This is a genomic window from Dactylosporangium sp. McL0621 (genome assembly GCF_049995355.1).
Taxonomy (GTDB): domain Bacteria; phylum Actinomycetota; class Actinomycetes; order Mycobacteriales; family Micromonosporaceae; genus Dactylosporangium.
In genome coordinates this window covers 6,042,736-6,060,637 of sequence record NZ_CP188259.1, presented here as the reverse complement: position 1 = coordinate 6,060,637, position 17,902 = coordinate 6,042,736, and the positions used below count along the sequence as shown (strand labels likewise).

Annotated in this window: 22 protein-coding genes; 12 read left to right on the top strand and 10 right to left on the bottom strand. The window is 73.9% G+C overall.

The genetic code is table 11. The features are described from left to right. The first annotated feature begins 61 nt into the window (after window positions 1–61). Entirely contained in the window at window positions 62–751 is a 690-nt protein-coding gene (locus ACPPVO_RS28745; RefSeq protein ID WP_426514261.1) for an FhaA domain-containing protein, read from the top strand. Window positions 752–852: 101 nt separating this feature from the next. Here ACPPVO_RS28745 and ACPPVO_RS28740 read toward each other — a convergent pair whose 3' ends face one another. Continuing rightward, a complete protein-coding gene (locus tag ACPPVO_RS28740) occupies window positions 853–2,178 on the bottom strand; it encodes a M20/M25/M40 family metallo-hydrolase (protein ID WP_426514708.1) in 1,326 nt (441 codons plus the stop codon). 222 nt (window positions 2,179–2,400) lie between these two features. Between ACPPVO_RS28740 and ACPPVO_RS28735 the strand changes: the two genes are divergently transcribed. After that, window positions 2,401–3,231: a hypothetical protein gene (locus tag ACPPVO_RS28735; protein ID WP_426514260.1), complete on the top strand. Its 831-nt coding sequence runs from the start codon at window positions 2,401–2,403 to the stop codon at window positions 3,229–3,231. A 580-nt stretch (window positions 3,232–3,811) separates the two neighbouring features. On the opposite strand, the gene ACPPVO_RS28730 is transcribed toward ACPPVO_RS28735, so the two are convergent. Further along, entirely contained in the window at window positions 3,812–4,648 is an 837-nt protein-coding gene (locus ACPPVO_RS28730; RefSeq protein WP_426514259.1) for an EcsC family protein, read from the bottom strand. Window positions 4,649–4,742: 94 nt separating this feature from the next. Between ACPPVO_RS28730 and ACPPVO_RS28725 the strand changes: the two genes are divergently transcribed. The 3 genes from ACPPVO_RS28725 to ACPPVO_RS28715 all read left to right on the top strand — a co-directional run bounded on the left by ACPPVO_RS28725 (window position 4,743) and on the right by ACPPVO_RS28715 (window position 7,588). After that, window positions 4,743–5,549, top strand: a complete 807-nt coding sequence (locus tag ACPPVO_RS28725) for an SAM-dependent methyltransferase (protein ID WP_426514258.1) — start codon at window positions 4,743–4,745, stop codon at window positions 5,547–5,549. Window positions 5,550–5,610: 61 nt separating this feature from the next. Next, window positions 5,611–6,051: a MarR family winged helix-turn-helix transcriptional regulator gene (locus ACPPVO_RS28720; protein ID WP_360371039.1), complete on the top strand. Its 441-nt coding sequence runs from the start codon at window positions 5,611–5,613 to the stop codon at window positions 6,049–6,051. Between the two features lie 94 nt (window positions 6,052–6,145). Then, a complete protein-coding gene (locus tag ACPPVO_RS28715; protein ID WP_426514257.1) occupies window positions 6,146–7,588 on the top strand; it encodes an MATE family efflux transporter in 1,443 nt (480 codons plus the stop codon). 20 nt (window positions 7,589–7,608) lie between these two features. On the opposite strand, the gene ACPPVO_RS28710 is transcribed toward ACPPVO_RS28715, so the two are convergent. Next, window positions 7,609–8,115: a hypothetical protein gene (locus ACPPVO_RS28710; protein ID WP_426514256.1), complete on the bottom strand. Its 507-nt coding sequence runs from the start codon at window positions 8,113–8,115 to the stop codon at window positions 7,609–7,611. Window positions 8,116–8,160: 45 nt separating this feature from the next. Between ACPPVO_RS28710 and ACPPVO_RS28705 the strand changes: the two genes are divergently transcribed. After that, window positions 8,161–8,922, top strand: a complete 762-nt coding sequence (locus tag ACPPVO_RS28705; protein WP_426514255.1) for an NAD(P)H-binding protein — start codon at window positions 8,161–8,163, stop codon at window positions 8,920–8,922. Here the strand turns inward: ACPPVO_RS28705 and ACPPVO_RS28700 are convergent. Next, the gene (locus ACPPVO_RS28700) at window positions 8,903–9,667 is read right to left on the bottom strand and encodes a class I SAM-dependent methyltransferase (protein WP_426514254.1); all 765 of its coding nucleotides are present in this window, start codon (window positions 9,665–9,667) and stop codon (window positions 8,903–8,905) included. The genes ACPPVO_RS28705 and ACPPVO_RS28700 overlap by 20 nt on opposite strands. 61 nt (window positions 9,668–9,728) lie before the next feature. After that, window positions 9,729–10,250, bottom strand: coding sequence for a GNAT family N-acetyltransferase (locus ACPPVO_RS28695; RefSeq protein WP_426514253.1), 522 nt, complete (start codon window positions 10,248–10,250; stop codon window positions 9,729–9,731). Window positions 10,251–10,355: 105 nt separating this feature from the next. On the opposite strand from ACPPVO_RS28695, the gene ACPPVO_RS28690 reads away from it, so the two are divergent. The 3 genes from ACPPVO_RS28690 (at window position 10,356) to ACPPVO_RS28680 (ending at window position 12,381) form a co-directional block, all read left to right on the top strand. Continuing rightward, window positions 10,356–11,393 carry a serine hydrolase domain-containing protein gene (locus ACPPVO_RS28690; RefSeq protein WP_426514252.1) on the top strand — a complete coding sequence of 346 codons (1,038 nt, stop codon included), beginning with the start codon at window positions 10,356–10,358 and terminating at the stop codon, window positions 11,391–11,393. 129 nt (window positions 11,394–11,522) lie between these two features. Beyond that, window positions 11,523–11,804 carry a hypothetical protein gene (locus tag ACPPVO_RS28685; RefSeq protein ID WP_426514251.1) on the top strand — a complete coding sequence of 94 codons (282 nt, stop codon included), beginning with the start codon at window positions 11,523–11,525 and terminating at the stop codon, window positions 11,802–11,804. Further along, entirely contained in the window at window positions 11,797–12,381 is a 585-nt protein-coding gene (locus tag ACPPVO_RS28680; protein WP_426514250.1) for a flagellin, read from the top strand. Before ACPPVO_RS28685 ends, ACPPVO_RS28680 begins: the two co-directional genes overlap by 8 nt. A gap of 61 nt (window positions 12,382–12,442) precedes the next feature. On the opposite strand, the gene ACPPVO_RS28675 is transcribed toward ACPPVO_RS28680, so the two are convergent. Continuing rightward, window positions 12,443–13,300, bottom strand: coding sequence for a DNA-3-methyladenine glycosylase family protein (locus ACPPVO_RS28675; RefSeq protein WP_426514249.1), 858 nt, complete (start codon window positions 13,298–13,300; stop codon window positions 12,443–12,445). Window positions 13,301–13,365: 65 nt separating this feature from the next. Between ACPPVO_RS28675 and ACPPVO_RS28670 the strand changes: the two genes are divergently transcribed. Further along, window positions 13,366–14,295 (top strand): helix-turn-helix transcriptional regulator, encoded by a 930-nt coding sequence (locus ACPPVO_RS28670; protein ID WP_426514248.1) that lies wholly within the window; start codon window positions 13,366–13,368, stop codon window positions 14,293–14,295. Between the two features lie 40 nt (window positions 14,296–14,335). Here ACPPVO_RS28670 and ACPPVO_RS28665 read toward each other — a convergent pair whose 3' ends face one another. Continuing rightward, complete coding sequence (locus tag ACPPVO_RS28665; protein ID WP_426514247.1) at window positions 14,336–15,229, bottom strand: Gfo/Idh/MocA family protein; 894 nt, start codon at window positions 15,227–15,229, stop codon at window positions 14,336–14,338. Window positions 15,230–15,313: 84 nt separating this feature from the next. Here ACPPVO_RS28665 and ACPPVO_RS28660 point away from each other — a divergent pair, with 84 nt between their 5' ends. After that, the gene (locus ACPPVO_RS28660) at window positions 15,314–15,496 is read left to right on the top strand and encodes a hypothetical protein (RefSeq protein WP_360371008.1); all 183 of its coding nucleotides are present in this window, start codon (window positions 15,314–15,316) and stop codon (window positions 15,494–15,496) included. A 40-nt stretch (window positions 15,497–15,536) separates the two neighbouring features. Here ACPPVO_RS28660 and ACPPVO_RS28655 read toward each other — a convergent pair whose 3' ends face one another. After that, entirely contained in the window at window positions 15,537–15,899 is a 363-nt protein-coding gene (locus tag ACPPVO_RS28655; protein WP_426514246.1) for a cytoplasmic protein, read from the bottom strand. A 23-nt stretch (window positions 15,900–15,922) separates the two neighbouring features. Here ACPPVO_RS28655 and ACPPVO_RS28650 point away from each other — a divergent pair, with 23 nt between their 5' ends. After that, window positions 15,923–16,528 carry a TetR/AcrR family transcriptional regulator gene (locus ACPPVO_RS28650; protein ID WP_426514245.1) on the top strand — a complete coding sequence of 202 codons (606 nt, stop codon included), beginning with the start codon at window positions 15,923–15,925 and terminating at the stop codon, window positions 16,526–16,528. Window positions 16,529–16,543: 15 nt separating this feature from the next. Here the strand turns inward: ACPPVO_RS28650 and ACPPVO_RS28645 are convergent, their stop codons facing one another. Further along, window positions 16,544–17,527: a Gfo/Idh/MocA family protein gene (locus tag ACPPVO_RS28645; protein WP_426514244.1), complete on the bottom strand. Its 984-nt coding sequence runs from the start codon at window positions 17,525–17,527 to the stop codon at window positions 16,544–16,546. Then, a complete protein-coding gene (locus ACPPVO_RS28640; protein WP_360370997.1) occupies window positions 17,524–17,892 on the bottom strand; it encodes a VOC family protein in 369 nt (122 codons plus the stop codon). Before ACPPVO_RS28640 ends, ACPPVO_RS28645 begins: the two co-directional genes overlap by 4 nt. Window positions 17,893–17,902 lie beyond the last annotated feature (10 nt).

Here is a 17,902-nt window from a genome sequence, read left to right as displayed (position 1 = left end):
CGCGCGTCGCGCTCACGACTGCGGGTGTACAACCGGCGTGATACACAGTTTGTGCCGGATCATGTTGGAGGGGGACGAGTTGGGCGCGCTGCAGCGGTTCGAGAAGCGGCTGGAAGGCATGGTGGAGGGCACCTTCGCCAAGGTCTTCAAGGGCGTGGTGCACCCGGTCGAGATCCTCAACGCTATGCAGGGCGAGGCCAACGCCAACCAGTCGCAGATGACCGGGGGGCGGATCCTGGTCCCGAACCGGTACATCATCGCCCTCGCACCGGCCGACCACACCCGCCTGGCGCCGTTCGCCGCCGCGCTCGCGCAGGAGCTTGCGCAGTCCCAGGCCGAGTACGTCGGCGAGCAGGGCTGGGCCGTGTACGGCGACATCGTGGTGGAAATCACGCGCGGTGACGACCTCGACACCGGGCTGTTCCGCGTCGCCGCCCAGGTGTACACGGGCGGGCAGGTCACGCCCGGTGAGGGCATCGGCGTACGCCTGGTGACGGAGGACGGCCAGAACTACCCGCTCACCGAGGGCGCCATCATCATCGGCCGCGGCGAGCAGGCATCGCTGCGCCTGGCCGACGTGGGCGCGTCGCGGCAGCACGCCCGCGTCGAGTACGACGGCAACCGCGCCATCTTCACGGACCTGGGCTCGGCCAACGGCTCGGTGGTCAACGGCCGCCGCGTGGACACCGTGATCCTGCACCCGGGCGACGAGATCGTCATCGGCACGACGCGCCTGTCGTTCCGCGTCTGACCCGGGGCGGCACGCTCCGCCGCTCTCGGGCTGCCGCTCCGCACGCTTGTGGGGCCGGCGCGCTTCCCGGACACCACCAACGTCGTCGCCGGATGCGCAAGTCAGCAGGTTCGCAGGAGGCGGTCCAGGACCCGCTCGCCGAACTCCAGGCCGTCCAGCGGTACGCGCTCGTCGATGCCGTGGAACAGCGCGGTGAAGTTCAGGTCCGGCGGCAGGCGCAGCGGGGCGAAGCCGAAATGGCGGATGCCCAGGCGCTGGAAGGACTTGGCGTCGGTACCGGCCGAGAGCATGTACGGCAGGAGCCGAGCGCCCGGGTCCTCGGCGTCGATCGCCGCCGCCATCGCGTCGACCAGTCGGCCGTCGAAGGTGGTCTCGACCGGGGGCAGCATGTCCCAGTCCATCTCGACGTCCGGGCCGAGCACCTCGGCCAGTTCGCGCTCGAAGGCGCGCTCGCGGCCCGGCAGCATCCGGCCGTCCACGGTCGCCTCGGCCACGGACGGTACGACGTTTGCCTTGTACCCGGCCTTGAGCATCGTCGTGTTGGCGGTGTCACGCAGCGTGGCGCCGATCATGCGGGCCAGTGAGCCGAGGCGCGCGACCGCCGCCTGGGGGTCGTCGGGGTCGAAGGCGACGCCGGTCAGGTCGCTCACGCCGGCCAGGAAGTCGCGTACGGCCGGGTGCAGGACCTGCGGGAACTCGTGGGACTCGAGGCGGGCCAGGGCCTTGGTCAGCTTGGCCACGGGGTTGTCGGTGTGCAGCATCGAGCCGTGGCCCGGCGTGCCGCGGACCTTCAGCCGCAGCCACATGACGCCCTTCTCCGCGGTCTCGACGAGGTACGCGCGCACGTCGTCACGCACCGTGTACGAGAAGCCACCGACCTCGCTGATCGCCTCGGTGACGCCGTCGAACAGGTCGCGGTGCTGCTCGACGAGCCAGCCGGCGCCCTGCCGCCCGCCAGCCTCCTCGTCGGCGACGAACGCGAACACCAGGTCGCGCGGCGGGACGATGTTGTCGCGCTTGAACCGGCGCGCGACGGCCAGGGCCATGGCGACCATGTGCTTCATGTCGATGGCGCCGCGGCCCCACAGGTACCCGTCGCGGATCTCGCCGGCGAAGGGCGGGACGGACCATTCGGACGCGTCGGCCGGTACCACGTCGAGGTGGCCGTGCACGAGCAGCGCGCCCCGGCTGGGGTCGGCCCCGGGCAGGCGCACGACGACGTTGCCGCGCTTGGGGGCCGACTCGAGGTACACCGGCTGGAATCCCGCATCGGCGAGGCGCTCGGCGACGAACTCCGCCGCGGGCCGCTCGTTGCCGGTCGCTCCGTCGTCGCTGGTGTTCGTGGTGTCGTACCGCACCAGTGCCCGCGCGAGATCGACAACTTCGCTCATCGGGTAACCGTATTGGCATTCACAGCCAGTTGGCAGGTCCACGTGATTGCGCGCACAGCCCCGCGGTGCACGGTCGTCGGGACAGGTCCGACTTCCCCAGGAGTACGCGCGATGAGCTCAGCCCACGACGACCCGGCCACCACGCCGGAATCCTCGCCCGCTGCGGGTCCGGCGTCTCCGTCCGGCGCCTCCGCACCCACGGCCCCGTCGGCAACGCCGTCCGGAACGCCCGCCACGCCCGCAACGACGGCGGGTGCCGTGGAGCCCGCCACGGCCGCAGCAACGGCGCCGACCATGCAGCCGGCCACGCCCGCAACGTCTTCGATCCCACCCGCCTCGACCCCCGCTTGGGCCGATGCGACGGCCGGGCAGCCGATCTCCGGCCCGCCCGGTGCGTACACCGCGCCGGCCTGGGCCTCGACGGCTCCGGCCGCCGGCGGTACCCCGGCCCCGCAGCGCTCCTCCCGGCTCAAGCTCGGCATCGTCGCGGCCGTGTCCGCGGTCATCGTGATCGGCGGCGGCGTGGCGGTGGCACAGGCGGCGAGCGACAGCAACAACACGCAGAACGGCCCCGCGGCGGGGCGCGCACCCGGTGGCGGTCAGGGCTTCCCCGGCGGCCAGGGCAACCAAGGCCGAGGCAACCAAGGCCAGGGCCAGGGATTCCCCAACAACCAGGGCCAGAACGGCGGCGGCGGAGCCCAAGGCTTCCCCGGCGGCGGCTTCGGCCGCGGCGGGATCAGCGCGCTCGGCGGCGCCCTGCACGGGGACTTCGTGGTGAAGGACGGCAACGGCCAGTACGTGACGCAGCGCCTCCAGACAGGCGCCGTCACGGCCGTCAGCGCCACCTCGATCACGGCGAAGAGCGAGGACGGGCACGCCACCACGTACGTGGTCGGGGACGGCACGAAGGTCGACAACGGCGCCGCGAAGATCGCCGATGTGAAGAGCGGCGACACCGTCACTGTCATCGGCACCGTCTCCGGCGACACCGCGACGGCGTCCGAGATCACCGACACGGCCCTGATGCGCCAGGGTAATGGCGGTAACGGTCAGCGCCCGGCGAACCCCCGGCCGACCAAGACCACCTGATTACCGATTACTGGATTACCGGTAATCGTAATTCCGGTAATTCGGCGGCGGTTACAACGCGTGACGAGGGCTCGGGGGGCCAAGCCTAGGTCAGGCTGGAGCGGATCAGCACGAGCGCGACCACGACGAGCACGACCAGCAGCTCGCCCGCGATCGCGGACTCCAGCGTGACGAGGCGGCCGACGGTGGCGTCGACCTCTTTGAAACTGACGGCGACCGTGATCTTCGTCCGCAGAGTGCGGCGCGGGTGCTACCTGCCCGGCGGAAGCTGCCGAGGCGGGTGGAAGGCCAGCGGCGCGCGGGTGCTACCTGCCCGGCGGAAGCTGCCGAGGCGGGCGGAAGGCCAGCGCGGCGCGGGTGCTACCGGCCCGGCGGAAGCTGCCGAGGCGGGCGGAAGGCCAGCGCGGCGCGGGTGCTACCGGCCCGGCGGAAGCTGCCGAGGCGGGCGGAAGGCCAGCGCGGCGCGGGTGCTACCGGCCCGGCGGAAGCTGCCGAGGCGGGCGGAAGGCCAGCGCGGCGCGGGTGCTACCGGCCCGGCGGAAGCTGCCGAGGCGGGCGGAAGGCCAGCGCGGCGCGGGTGCTACCGGCCCGGCGGAAGCTGCCGAGGCGGGTGGAAGGCCAGCGGCGCGTGGGTGGCCGGCAGCGCCTGGGTGGGCAGCGGCGCGTGGGCGGGCATCGGCGGGCGGCGGTACAGGCCGATCGCCCGCCCGCCCAGGGACCGCGTCGCGGTGCCGTTCGTGACCCCGCCCAGGATGATCGCCAGGCCGGGAATGACCTTCGCGGCCATCTTCTTCACCGCGCGCACGCCGGCCATCTGGGCGAGCTTGAGGCCCAGCCGCATGAGGACCTTGCGCATCTCCGGGCGGTCCGCCGGCAGCAGGGCGCCGACGCTCTCGCGGCCCCGGGCGACGGCCAGCGCGGTGCGGGCGGTCTGGGTGTACTTGTGGATGCCCTGCAACACCAGCAGGTCCACGGCCCGGTCGGGGTGCGCCGGGTCGAGGCCGTAGTTGGCCGCGAGCATCAGCACCATCCGCGCCTGTGTCCAGGCCAGCACGCCGACGTCGAGCAGGGCGCCCGCGACCGGGACCGCACCGCCGACGGCGCCGGAGAGGCGGGACTGGTTGACGTACCGGTAGACGATCATGTCGGCGAGCGCGTCGGCCGGGGCGCCCGGGTTCTGGCCCTTGAGTTTCTGCAGCTCGGCGGACATTCGCGGGCCCAGCCGGGTGACCGCCTCGAGGGCCAGGTGCTCCGGGGCGAACTCCGGGTCGGCCTTCATCTTCGCCCACAGCCCCGGCGGGGGGCCCTCGACCCGCGGCGCACCCGGGTCCGTCAGGTCCTCGCCCGGATCAACCGGCGGGGCGGCCGGGTCAGGCGCGGCAAGGGAGGGTTCGGCGGAAGCGGGCTCGGTCGTCACGCGTCAACGGTAAAGACAACGTGCCACGTCATGGAGTCCGGAAGCCGTTCGCCATGAGATCGTCATATTTACACCGCCGGGTACCCTCGATCATGTGAGTCTGCCGGAGTGGGCGCCCGACGGCGTCGATGTGACCGTTCCCAACGCGGCCCGGGTGTACGACTACGGCCTGGGCGGGTACCACAACTTCGCGGTCGACCGCGAGTTCGCCGAGCAGCTCATCTCCGCGTGGCCCGGCATCCTGCAGGTCGCGCACACCAACCGGGCGTTCCTCGGCCGCGTCGTGCGCTGGCTGGCGGCGCAGGGCGTGCGGCAGTACCTCGACATCGGCTCCGGCATCCCCACGCGCGGCAACGTCCACGAGGTCGTGCAGGCGATCGATCCGCAGGCCACGGTGGTGTACGTCGACATCGACGACGTCGCCGTCTCCCACGGCCAGGCGATCCTCGCCGGTAACGCGCGCGCCGCGGCCATCGGCGGCGACCTGCGCCACCCGGCGCGCATCCTCGGCCACGAGCGGGTGCGCGCCCTGATCGACCTGGAGCGCCCAGTCGCGGTGCTGCTCGTCGCGGTCCTGCACTTCCTGGGCGACGAGGACGAGCCGCCGCGGCTGGTGCGCGAGCTCGCCGCCGCGCTCGCCCCGGGCAGCTACGTCGCCGTCTCGCACTTCACCGCGGTCGATGATCTCGGGCCGGAGCACGCGCAGATCACGAAGTTGTACGACCGGACGCCCACCTCGGTTCGCACCCGCACCCCGAAGCAGGTGGCGGAGATCCTCGGCGACCTCGAGCTGGTCGAGCCGGGCATCGTGCCGGTCACGAGCTGGCACCCGGACCCCGGCGAGCCGGTCGAGCAGGAGCAGCGCTCCGTCCTCGGCGCCGTGGCGCGCAAGCCGGTGTGATCCCGGTTGCGGGACAGTTCGACCTTTGACAGTTAGACCTCTAACCTTTAGAGTTCTAACCATGGACGCACCCGAGTTCACCACCCCCGTCGACCTGATCCGCTGGATCGGGTGGGCGCTGCAGAAGGCCGGCGAGGACTGGATCCGGTCGCGCGAGCTCAGCTTCGCGCAGGCCTTCGCGCTCGGGTACCTGGTCAAGACCCCCGGCGCGATCCAGCGCGACATCGCCGACATCACCCGCACCAGCGCCGCGAGCGTCTCCAGCCTCCTGCAGGGGCTCGAGCGCCGCGGGCTCGTCGAGCGCCGCGCCGAGAGCGGCAACGAGCGCAGCAAGCAGGTCTACGCGACCGCGGCCGGCGAGGAGCTCATCGCCGGGTTCGACACCGCGATGGCCGAGGCGCAGGAGACGATCCTGGCCCCGCTGGACGAGGCCGAGCGCGCGTCCCTGCACGCCCTCCTGACGAAGATCACCGCGGAGCTGCCGCGCCCGACGCGGTCATAACCGTCAAATCCTGACAGAAGCCCCACCACGCGTCGGCGACCGCCGCCGCGCGATCAAGCCTGCCCGCAATCAACTGCCCCGGTGAGGAGCAGCCATGAGCACCGCTACCCTCGAGAACCCGACGGCCGACGCCGCCGGCACCAACCGCTGGTACCTGTCCGCGGCCCCGATCGCCCGCGCCCTCGTCCACCTCTGCGTCCCGATGGCCGCCGCGATGATCGTCGGCGCCGTCTACAACGTCATCAACGCCGGCTTCATCGGCTCGCTGCACAACACCGCCCTGCTCGCCGCGATCACGTTCGGCACCCCGCTGCTCGGCCTGGTCATGGCCGTCGGCAGCGTGTTCGGCGTCGGCGGCAGCGCGCTCATCTCCCGGCTGCTCGGCGCGTCGGAGCACGAACCCGCCAAGGCCGGCGAGATCAAGCGCGTCTCGTCGTTCGCCCTCTGGGGCGCGGTCGGCGCCGGGGCGTTCTTCGGCGGTCTCGGCCTGCTCTTCCTGCACCCGCTGGTGGCCCTGCTGGGAGCCGACGACGCGGCGGTACCGGCGACGAACGACTACGTCATCGTCATGCTCGCCTTCGTGCCGGTACTGGCCGCGGCGTTCTGCCTCGAGCAGCTCGTGCGGGCCGAGGGCGCCGCCCGCCAGGCCATGATCGGGCTGATCGCCTCCACCGTCGCCAACCTCGTCTTCGACGTGCTGTTCATCCTGGTCCTGCCCTGGGGCGTGGCCGGCGCGGCGCTGTCGGTCGGCCTCGCGAACCTCGTCAGCGTCGCCTACTTCGCCTTCTGGCTGCAGCGGCACAGCGAGCACGTGAACCTCGCGCCGCGCTGGTTCACGCTGTCCCCCGCCGTGCTCAGGCCGGTCTTCGGCGTCGGCGTCGGCGAGCTGCTGCAGGCCGCCTTCCTCATCGTCACCAGCCTGGTGCTCAACCGCCTCGCGGTCGCGTACGGCGACGGCCCGCTCGCCGCCATGGGCGTCGCGGTGCGCATCGCCCAGGTGCCGGAGTTCCTGGTCATGGGGGTCACGATCGGCGTGCTGCCGCTGCTGGCGTACTCGTACGGCAAGGGCGACCGCACCCGTCTCACGGCCGCCCTGCGCGGCTCGGCGTTCACGGTCGGCGCCATCGTGCTGGTCTTCTCCACGGCGGTGTTCGTCTTCCGCGAGCAGGTGCTCACCGCGTTCCTGGCCGACCGCTCGGCGCTCGGCATCGGCGTCACGATCCTGCTGGCCCAGCTCGTGGCCATGGTCGTGAACGGCTTCCGGGGCCTGATCACCTCGCTGTTCCAGGCGACCGGCCGCGCGGTACCGGCGATCGTGATGTCCACCGCCCAGGGCGTGCTGTTCATCCCGATCGTGCTGCTGGGCAACGTCTGGTTCGGGCTGCCCGGCATCATCTGGGCCCTGACCGTCACCGAGGGCATCGTCTTCCTGGTCGGCGCCGTCATGTGGCTCGCGTCCCGCCGCGCGATCGACCGCGGCCTGGCCGAGGGCAGCCCGGAGCGCGCCGAGGCGGTGCTGGAACAGGCCGAGGCCTGATCAAATGACGCCTGAACCGGTCACCCGATCGCGATCGTGCCGCGGGCCGGACGGCGGGCGGCGACGAGCAGCAGGCCGCCCGCGAACTTCGGGGGCTCGCCGAGGTCAGGAGCGCCCTCTCCGGCCGGGGCGAGGGTGTCGACCGGCAGCGGGGCGCCGTCGCGCAGGGCGAAGCGGGCGGCCGCACGGCCCTCGCGCGGGCGGGTGCCGGCCGGCGCCGCGAGCCCGAGCGCGACGAGGAGCAGCCCGGTCACGACGGCCGGCCAGAACGGCCCGGCGGCCGGGTCCGCCGCGACGAGCCAGCCCAGCACCGCCGCGACGACCGCGGCCCCGGCCAGGGCCCGCGCCAGGCGCGCCGACCGGATGCCCTGCGCGTCGCGCCACACCACGATCAGGACCACCGCGGCGGCCGCGACGGGCCACAGCGGCCCGGACGGGGCCCGACCGCCGCTGTCGGCCGTCAACCAGATGGTCGCGACCAGCAGGAAGGCTCCCCCGACCGCGACGGACCGCCCCAGTACCGTCACGGCGCCCAGGGTAAAACGCGTTGACAAGCATGTGAATCTTGGCGCGTGACGACGGACATCATCGCGGTCACCGGCGCGACGGGCGCCCTGGGCCGGCTCGTGCTCGAACGGCTCCGGGAACGCGTCCCGCGCGAGCGGATCGTCGCAGTCGTGCGCGACCCGGGCCGCATCGACGGCGTCGAGGCGCGCCGCGGCGACTACGACGAACCGGAGAGCCTCGCGGCCGCGTTCGCCGGCGTCGACCGGCTGCTGCTCATCTCCTCGCCGGAGCTGGACCCGGCGCGCCGGGTGGCCCAGCACCGCAACGCGATCGCCGCGGCCGGTCACGTGAAGCTGCTCGCGTACACGAGCCTGCTCGGGGCCGAGCGAGCCGGGCCGGGCGTGACCGAGGCCCACCACGCGACGGAGGCCCTGATCCGCGCGGCCGGGGTGCCGTACACGATGCTGCGCAACCCGTTCTACACCGAGGCGTTCGCGCATCCCGGGCTGCGGGAACGGAGCGAGCTGAGCAGCGGTACCGGTGGCCGCGGCCTCAACACCGCGACCCGGGCCGACCTCGCGGAGGCGGCGGCCGCGGTCCTCACCGGCGACGGGCCCGGCGGCCGCGCCCACGACCTCACGGGTCCACTATGGACGTACCCGGAGCTGGCCGCGCTGCTCGGCATCCCGTACCGCGAGGAGCCGCCCGCGGGCCCGATGGGCTACCTGCACGGCCTGGCGAAGGCGGGCCTCCTGGAGCGGCAGACCGGCGATCTGCGGGCGCTGCTCGGCCGTGCGCCGACCGGGATCAGGGCCGCCATACGATGAGGTCGGGCGGCCCCATGCGCTCGGCGAACCGGCCCGCCGGCGAGGCCTCGGCCAGCCGGCGGCGCAGGTCCGACTCGAAGGCCGCCCGGCGCTCGCCGAACCGGGGCGGGGTCGAGCTCGACAGGGAGTACACCGCGGAGACCAGCTCGTCGGCGGAGCGCTCCACGACCTCGCCCGGCCACGGGGTGAGCCGGACCGGGCCCCGGTAGCCGGCCGCGCGCATCACGTCCTCCTCGCCGGCGCGGGTGGCGCCGCGCGGGCCCAGGTAGCTGCGCACCAGGTCGTCGATCGCGTCCCACGGCGGGCGCGGCCACGGCAGCTCGTCGTCGCCGTCGACGCCGCGGTGGGTGTTGCCGCCGACGTGCGCCCAGGCGCCGCCGGGCTCCAGCATGCCGCGCACCCGCGCGGCGACCAGGGGCTGGTCCATCCAGTGGAACGACTGCGCGAACGTGACCACGCGGAAGGTGCCGAGGCCCGCGGGCAGGTCCTCGCCGCGCAGGACGTGCCACTCGATCTCCGGGGCGCGGCGGGCCGCCTCGGCGATCATGCCGGCGTCGGGGTCGACCCCGACGGCCGCCGCGAACAGCGGGGCGAGCAGCGTGGTGAGCGAGCCGGGGCCGCAGCCGACGTCGAGCAGCCGGCCGGTGCCGTCCAGGCCCAGCTCGTCCCGCAGCGCCGCGGCGAACTCGTTCGGATACGGCCGCCGCCCGATCGTGTAATGCGGGGCCGCCCCATCGAAGTTCATGCGTCCTCCGCTTCGCTCCGGCCGCTTGAACTATAGGCCCCTCCGCTGCGCTCCGGACCGCTCACGCGACCTTCTTGACGAGCGTCTCGAAGGCGAGGTCCGGGCGGCGGGGCACGCCGAAGCGCTCGTCGCCGTACGGGAACGGGCTGATCTCGCCGGTGCGCGCGTACCCGTGCCGCTCGTACCAGGCGATGAGGTCCTCGCGCTGCACGATGACGGTCATGCGCACCTCGGCCGCGTCCCACTCGTCGCGGGCGAAGCGCTCGGCCTCGCCCAGCAGCCGCGCCCCGAAGCCGCCGCGCTGGCGGCCCGGGTCGACGGCGAACATGCCGAAGTAGGCGTACCCGTCCCGCTGCTCCAGCTGCGCGGAGGCCACGATCGCGCCGGCGTCGTCGAGCGCGAGGAGCACCGTGCTGCCCGGCTCGGTGATCGCCGCGGCGACCATGGCGGGGTCGGTACGCTGCCCGTCGAGCAGGTCGGCCTCGGTGGTCCACCCGGCCCGGCTGCTGTCGCCGCGATAGGCGGACTGGACGAGGTCGACGATCGCGGGCACGTCGGCGGCGTCGGCGGCACGAAAGGTCACACCCCATCATGGAGGGTCGGCCGGAAGTCACTACCGCTGGCCCTACCTTTCGGCGGCAAGCTGGCGGGATCGATCCGGGGCCCGGTCCGGTGCAGGCTGGTGAGCATGCGGGAGACCATCGCCGTCGCCGAACGGCACGACCTCGAAGCGGTGCTGCGGACGGCCCTCGACGACCTGTGCCGGCTCGGCGTCACGGGGGCGCAGGGGCAGGTGCACGCCGGCGGGCGGGACGTCGTCGCGTGGGCCGGGGCGGGGATGCCGGCCGCGGGGCGCTTCCGGATCGGCGGCGCGACGGCGGCCTTCACGGCGGCGGTGGTACTCCAGCTCGCCGCCGAGGGCCGCCTGTCGCTCGACGACGAGGTCGCGGCGCTGCTGCCCGGGGTGCTGACGGACCCGCGCGTCACGGTGCGGCACCTGCTGCAGCACACCAGCGGGCTGCCCGACTACATCGGGGCGCTCGCGGGCGGACCGCGGCTCGCCCACCACGACCCGGAGGCGCTCGTCGCGCTGCGCCACGGGCCGGCGGCGGTACCGGGGACGCAGTGGACCTACTCGCACACCGACTACGTGCTCGCGGGCCTCGTGGTGCTCGCGGTCACCGGCCGGTCCTGGGCCGAGCAGGTGCGCAACCGGATCGCCCGGCCGCTCGGGCTGCGCGACACCTACTTCCCGTACGACCACCCGTCGCTGCCGCGCTCCTCGGCCCGCGCCTACCAGCAGCTGGTGCCGGGCGGACCGCTGCTGGACGTCACCGAGCTCAACCCGACGGCGCTGGACGCGGCCGGCGGCCTGGTGAGCACGACCGCCGACCTGACTCGGTTCTGGTGCGCGCTGCGCCGCGGGGAGCTGCTCGGCCCGGACGCTCTCGCGGAGCTGGACCGGACCGTGCCCGCCGGGCCGTACCAGGACGTGCGCGCCGGCCTCGGGTTCGGGCTGGGCGCGTTCCGGGTGCCGACCGCCGGCGGCGGGTTCTGGTCGCACCCGGGCGACGTGCCGGGCACCGCCACCTGCAACGGGGTGAGCGACGACGGGTCGCGCTCGGTGGTGCTGTACCGCACGACGACCCCGGCCGATCCGATGCTGCGCGCGGAGCTTGACGCGCGGGCGCTGCGCCTCGTCGAGGACCTCCTGGCGCTGGACTAGCGCGGGTCCTGTCATCCGATCGGGCAGTTCGGCGGGCGTTTCCTCAGCTGGGAAACGGGGCGGGCGATGGCACTGGCAACGGCGGCCAAGGACGGCCGCCGGCCCGGACCCGCATCCAAGGAGGACACCATGGGTCTTCGCATCAACAACAACATGGCCGCGCAGAACGCCTACCGGAACCTGTCGGTCACCGACAGCCAGATGAGCAAGTCGCTGGAGAAGCTGTCCTCGGGCTACCGGATCAACCGGGCCGCGGACGACGCGGCCGGCCTGTCCATCTCCGAGGGCCTGCGCTCGCAGATCGGCGGCCTGAAGGTCGCCGTGCGCAACGCCCAGGACGGCATCAGCGTCGTGCAGACCGCTGAAGGCGCACTGACCCGAAACCCACTCGATCCTGCAGCGCATGCGTGACCTGTCCGTGCAGGCCTCCTCGACCGGTTCCCAGGACTCCGACGCCCGCTCCGCCGCGCAGACCGAGTTCTCGCAGCTCAACCAGGAGCTGGACCGGATCGCCTCGACCACCGCGTTCGGCAGCCAGAAGCTGCTGTCGACCGCCAGCGCGTACACGGGCGCGTTCCAGGTCGGCGCCAACGGCTCGACGTCCGACCAGATCAGCGTCAACCTGGGTACGGCCGCGTTCGGCAGCGTCACCGGCGTGACCGGGTTCGACTCGACCGGCCTCGGCGTGGCGTCGCTGGACCTGACCACGTCCGGCACGGCCGCGATCGCCGCGATCGACACGGCGATCAAGGGCGTCTCGACCGCCCGGGCGACGCTCGGTGCGTACCAGAACCGTTTCGAGCACACCATCAACAACCTCAACGTGGCGGTGGAGAACCTGTCCGCGTCCGAGTCCCGCATCCGTGACACCGACATGGCGCAGGAGATGGTGTCGTACACCCGCTCGCAGATCCTGACCCAGGCCGGCACGAGCATGCTCGCGCAGGCCAACCAGGCGCCGCAGAACGTGCTGTCCCTGCTGCGCTGATCCGGCGCGGGTGGCGGCGGGGGGAACGGACAACGAGGTCCGTTCCCCCCGCCGTTGCTGTTCAGGTCGTACTTTTTTGAGCCTGCCGTTCGCTCGCGTGCACGAGCACCGAGCACCACATGCGGAAGGGCCGCCACGGTTCGGCGATGCGCAGCATTTCGGCGTCGGTGGGGTCCTGACTCATGCGGTACAACCGGCGGATCCCGGATCGGGTGAACCCTTCGGCGGGGACGGCGTCGGCCCGGCCGGCCCCGCGCAGCACGATCCCGGTGGCGAAGAAGTCGCCGATCCCCCGCAGCCGCTTCACGTCGGCGTAGGCCTCGGCGAGCGGCAGCGCCCGCAGCCGGGCGCGGTCGAGGCGCCCGTCGAGCGCGGCGTCGGCGATCCCGTGCAGCCGCGCCACCTTCTCCGCGTCGACGCCCGGCAGCTCGGTCCGGCCGCGCAGCACCTGCGGCGTGGGGAACGCGTGCACGACCCGCCCGCCGGCCTCGATCGCCGCCCCGAAGTCCCGCGAGATGCGGGCGCGGATAACCCGCTGCTGGGTGATGCGCAGGCGGTGGCCGATGACGAACGCGCAGGCCGCCTCGTACGGCGAGTGGAACAGCACCGGCCGCAGGTACGCGTGCTCGCGCTGCAGCTCCCCGATGACCGGGTCGCGCTCGCCGACCGCGTCCCAGCCGGTGCCGTCCTCGTCCAGCGACAGCGTGGCGAGCGCCTGCTCCCAGGCCGCGGCCGGCCCGGTGACCGTGCCGGTGACCGCGTCGCCGTCCTGGCGGAGCACGACCGCGGCGGAGTGCTCCCAGCCCTCGACCGGGAACGCCATGAGGATCGAGCTCGGGTCGTCGGCGGGCTGCACCCAGCCGCCGAAGAACTCCTGCTGCCGGGCCATGTCGTAGGGCCCCGTGATGCGTGTGTGCATGTCGCAGATCCTGCCGGGCAAAACACGACACGTGTTGTCATGTTTTCCGCGGTACCTTCGCAGGCATGCGCGGCGATCGCCTCCTCTCCCTCGTCCTGCTCCTGCAGGCCCGCCCGGGCGCGGCCGCCCCGGAGCTGGCCGAGCGCCTGGGCGTGTCGGTCCGCACCGTGCTGCGCGACGTGGAGGCGCTGAGCGGGGCGGGCATTCCGGTGTACACCGAGCGGGGGCGCAACGGCGGGGTGCGGCTGCTGGACACGTACCGGGCGGGCCTGGCCAACCTGAGCCGGGCCGAGGGTGCGGGCCTGGCCGTCGGCCAGTCGCGCCTCGCCGGCGACCTGGGCCTGGGCGACGCCCTCGACACCGCGCTGGAGAAGCTGACCGGCGCCGGCGGCGGGGCCCTGCGCGGCGGCCTGGCCGACGGGCGCAGCCACGTGCTCGTGGACGTCGACCCGTGGATGCGCTCGGGCGAGCCGGTCCCCCACCTGCCCGCCGTCCACGAGGCGCTGCTGCGGGGCCGGCGTCTCGACGTGGTGTACCGCGACAGCGAGGGCCGGGCCGGCCGCCGGACGGTCGACCCGGTGGGCCTGGTGGCCAAGGCGGGCGTCTGGTACCTGGTGACGGCCGAGCCGGCCCTGCTGCGCGTGGCTCGCATCGACGCCTGCACCGCCCGCCCGGACGCGGCCGGACGCCCGCCCGGCTTCGACCTGGCCGCGACGTGGGCCGCCCTGCGCTCCGGCGTCGAGTCCCGCCCGCGCGACCTGGCGGTCGTCGCCGAGGTCCAGCCGTCGGCGGCCGCCCTCGCGCGCCGGCTGCTGGCCCGGCACCTGACGGGCGGCGCGGGCACCCGGCTGGAGCTGTCGTTCAACGGCACGGAGCACACGGTGGGCAGCCTGCTCGGGCTGGGCGCCCGCGTGGAGGTGCTGTCGCCGGCGCCGGTCCGCGCGGCCCTGCGCGAGGCGGGGCTGGCGGTCGCGGCCCTCTACGCCGCCGGCTGAGTCCGCGTTGCCCGGCGGCCGGTCCGGTCCGGCCGTTCGGTCACGGGCGGACCGCCTCGCCGGTGCGGATCGCCGTGGCGGTGGCCGCGATCAGGCGCTGCAGGCGGACGCCGTGGTGGATGTCGAGGGGTTGCCGTCGCGCGCCGCGTACCGTGCGGACGAACTCCTCGACGATGGTGCGCTGGACGTCGCCCGGCTCGTAGGGCGTCGGGTCGGCGAGGTGCACCCGGCCGGCGGTCGTGACGGCCTCGGCCTCCAGGACCCCGCCGGGGCCCGGCGTGGTGCCGGAGATCGCGACGTGGCCGCGGGCGCCGCCCTCGTGCACGGTCGTCACGGTCACCACCTCGCCGGCCTCGGCCGCGCGGAGCTCGGCAACCGGGCCGGCCGTCGCCTCGAGCAGGTCGAGGGTGTGCGGCCCGAGGTCGGGCAGGACGGCCTGGGCCTCCCGCCGCCACGGCGTGGCGAACGGCGAGCCGTCGAGCGCACCGCCGCCGAAGTACGCGACCCGCACGTAGCCGGGCCGCGCGCCGGCGGCCCGGGCGAGGAACGTGCGCACCTGGGCGGTGTAGCGGTAGGTGAGCATCAGCTGGGTCGCGACGCCGGCGGCGTCGGCGGCCGTGGCGACCGCCTCCGCGGCGGCGACGGTGAACCCGACCGGCTTCTCCAGCAGCAGGTGCCGGCCGGCGCGGGCCGCGGCGACGGCGAGCTCGGCCTGCACGTCGGGCGGCACCGTGAACGCCACCGCGTCGCAGGCCGACAGCAGGTCCTCGAACGAGCCGACCGCGGTGGCGCCGTGCCGGTCGGCCACCGCGGCGGCGGCCTCGGCCCGGCGCGCCCAGACCACGTCGAGCGACACGTCGGGCGCCGCGGCCAGCATGGGCGCGGTGAACATGTTGGCCCAGGGCCCGGCGCCGACAAGACCGATCCGGATCATCGGCCCAACGGTATCAGCGCGCGGAATTCTTACCGAACGAGAACGAACGTTGTGCACGGCCCGGCGGGGGTGCAGGCTGTGCGCATGCGTTGGGTGTTGCTCATCGTCGGCGCGCTCGCCCTCCTCGCCGGGATCGTGTGGACGTTGCAGGGGCTGGATGTGCTGGGCGGCAGCTCCATGAGCGGCTCGACCCAGTGGGCGATCATCGGCCCGATCGTCGCCGTCATCGGCCTGGTGCTGCTCCTGCGCGGCGCGCGCCGGAGCTAGCGGCCCACCTGGTGCCGCCCCCGCGCGGCGCGCGCCGGACCTAGCTCGGCCCCAGTGGCGCCGGGCCCACCGGCGGATTCGGGGCGGGCTCCTTCAGCTCCACCAGCAGCGCGAACGAGTCGGTGGAGCCGACGTTCTCGCCGATGTGATCCTGCGCGCCCACCCATCGCGCCTGCCCGGCCTCCAGGGAGACCTCGGCGGTACGCCCGCCCGAGGAGACGCGGCGCTCGAAGGCGCACACCGGCACGAGGACGCTGTCGGGGTGGTGGTGCTCATGGGTGCGGTCGCCCGGCTGGTCGCGGTACTCCAGCACGCGCACCCGCTCGTTCTCGAACACGACCCGGTAGAGGCCGGGATCCGTCACCACGGGGTCCGCGGTGGTTTCGTGGGACTTGAGTACCATGGGACCACGGTACCATCTTGGCGATGGCAGTTCCATATGAAGCGACAGGCCGCACCGGGCAGAAGTCGCGGACCCGACAGGCGCTCGTCGAGGCGACCCGTGAACTGCTCGGCGACGGGCTGAGCCCGCAGGTCGAGGACGCCGCCGCGCGGGCCGGGATCTCGCGAACGACCGCGTACCGGTACTTCCCGAACCAGCGCAGCCTGCTGCTCGCGGCGCATCCGCAGATCTCGCCGGACACGCTGCTCGGCGACGACGCCCCTGACGAGCCGTTCGCCCGGCTCGATGCGTGCCTGGCGGCCTTCACGGAGTACAACTTCGCCTGGGAACCTCAGCTGCGCACCTCACTGCGGCTCTCCCTCGAGCCCGGCGGCCGCACCCCGGCCGAGCGCCCGGCGCTGCGCCAGGGCCGCGCGATCGGCTGGATCGAGGACGGGCTGCGTCCGGTGCGCGCGCGGCACCCGGGCGTCGACGTGCGCGCGCTCGCCGTCGCGATCCGCTCGGCGACGGGGATCGAGACGCTCGTCTGGCTCGTCGACATCGCCGGCCAGACCCGCGAGGAGGCGGCCCGGACGGTCCGGGGCACCGCGCGGGCGCTGCTCGAGGCCGCCCTGCGCGCCGCGACCTGACCGTGCCGGGCGCCGTCAGCCGGTGCCGCGGACGTTCAGGCCGGCGGCGCGGTACACGGCGTCGATCACCGTCATCGTGCGCACCGAGTCCTCCGGCGGGGTGAGGTTCGGGCCGCCGTCGAGCACCGCGGCGGCGAAGGCGCGCAGCTGGTGGACGTACGTCGCCTCGCCCGGCACCTTCTCGCGCGTCGTGCGGCCCGCGCGCGTGACCGTCAGGCGGTGGTACACGTTGGGCATCAGGTAGTTGAAGATCTTCAGGGAGCCCTCCGAGCCCGTGTAGCGCGCGGAGAGGTCGAGCACGCGGCGGGACCAGAGGCTGGCGGTGGTGCGGCCGGTGGCGCCGCCCGGGAAGCGGTACTCCGCGACCATGGCCCGGTCCACGTCCGGTTTCTGCAGCGTGGCCCGCGCCGCGACCACCTCGGGCTCGGCGCCGCCGAAGGTCCGCAGCGCGTGCACCGTGTAGCTGCCCATGTCCATCATGGCGCCGCCGGCGAGGCTGAGGTCGTACCGGATGTCGGAGAACCTCGGCATCGGCGCGCACAGGGCGGTCTCGATGTGCCGCGGCTCCCCCAGCGTCGGCAGCAGCTCCAGGACCCGTTGGATCAGGGGGTGGTACCGGTAGTGGAACGCCTCCATCACGACGAGCCCGGCCCGCTCGGCGGCCGCGGCGACCTCGCGCGCCTCGGCGGCGTTGGCGGTCAGCGGCTTCTCGCACAGCACGTGCTTGCCGGCGGCGAGCGCGGCGAGGGTCCACTCGTGGTGCAGGCCGTTGGGCAGCGGGTTGTACACGGCGTCGAGGTCCGGGTCGGCGACGAGCTCGGCGTAGCCGGCGTGCACGGCGCCGATGCGGTGCTTGGCCGCGAACGCCTCGGCGCGGGCCCGGTCGCGGGCGGCCACCGCGGCGACCTTGACCAGCGGCACGTCCCGGGCGGGGCGCACCAGCGCGGCGGGCGCGATCCGGGCCGCGCCGAGGATGCCGATCCGCAGGAGGTTGCTCATGCGGCCCGGTGCTCCACGAGCCCGACGAGATTGCCCTCGCTGTCCTCCACGAACGCCTGCCACTCCGCGGCCCCGGCCGGCCCGAGGGTGTCGTCGGCGTGGGTGAAGATCACGTGGGGCTCGGAGCGGACCGCGGTGCCGGCCGCGCGCAGGCGCTCGACGGTGGCGTCGATGTCGTCGACGGCGAGGTAGAGCAGGGCCGCGGTGGCGTTGCGTTCCAGCAGCAGCCGCGTGCCGTCCAGGTCGAAGAAGACCAGGCCCGGCGGGTCGAAGGTGGCCGCCGGGGCGGTGCCGAGCAGGTCGGCGTACCAGCGGGCGGCCCGGCCGAGGTCCTCGGCGCGCTGAGCGATCTGCACCAGCCTCATGCGGGCAGTA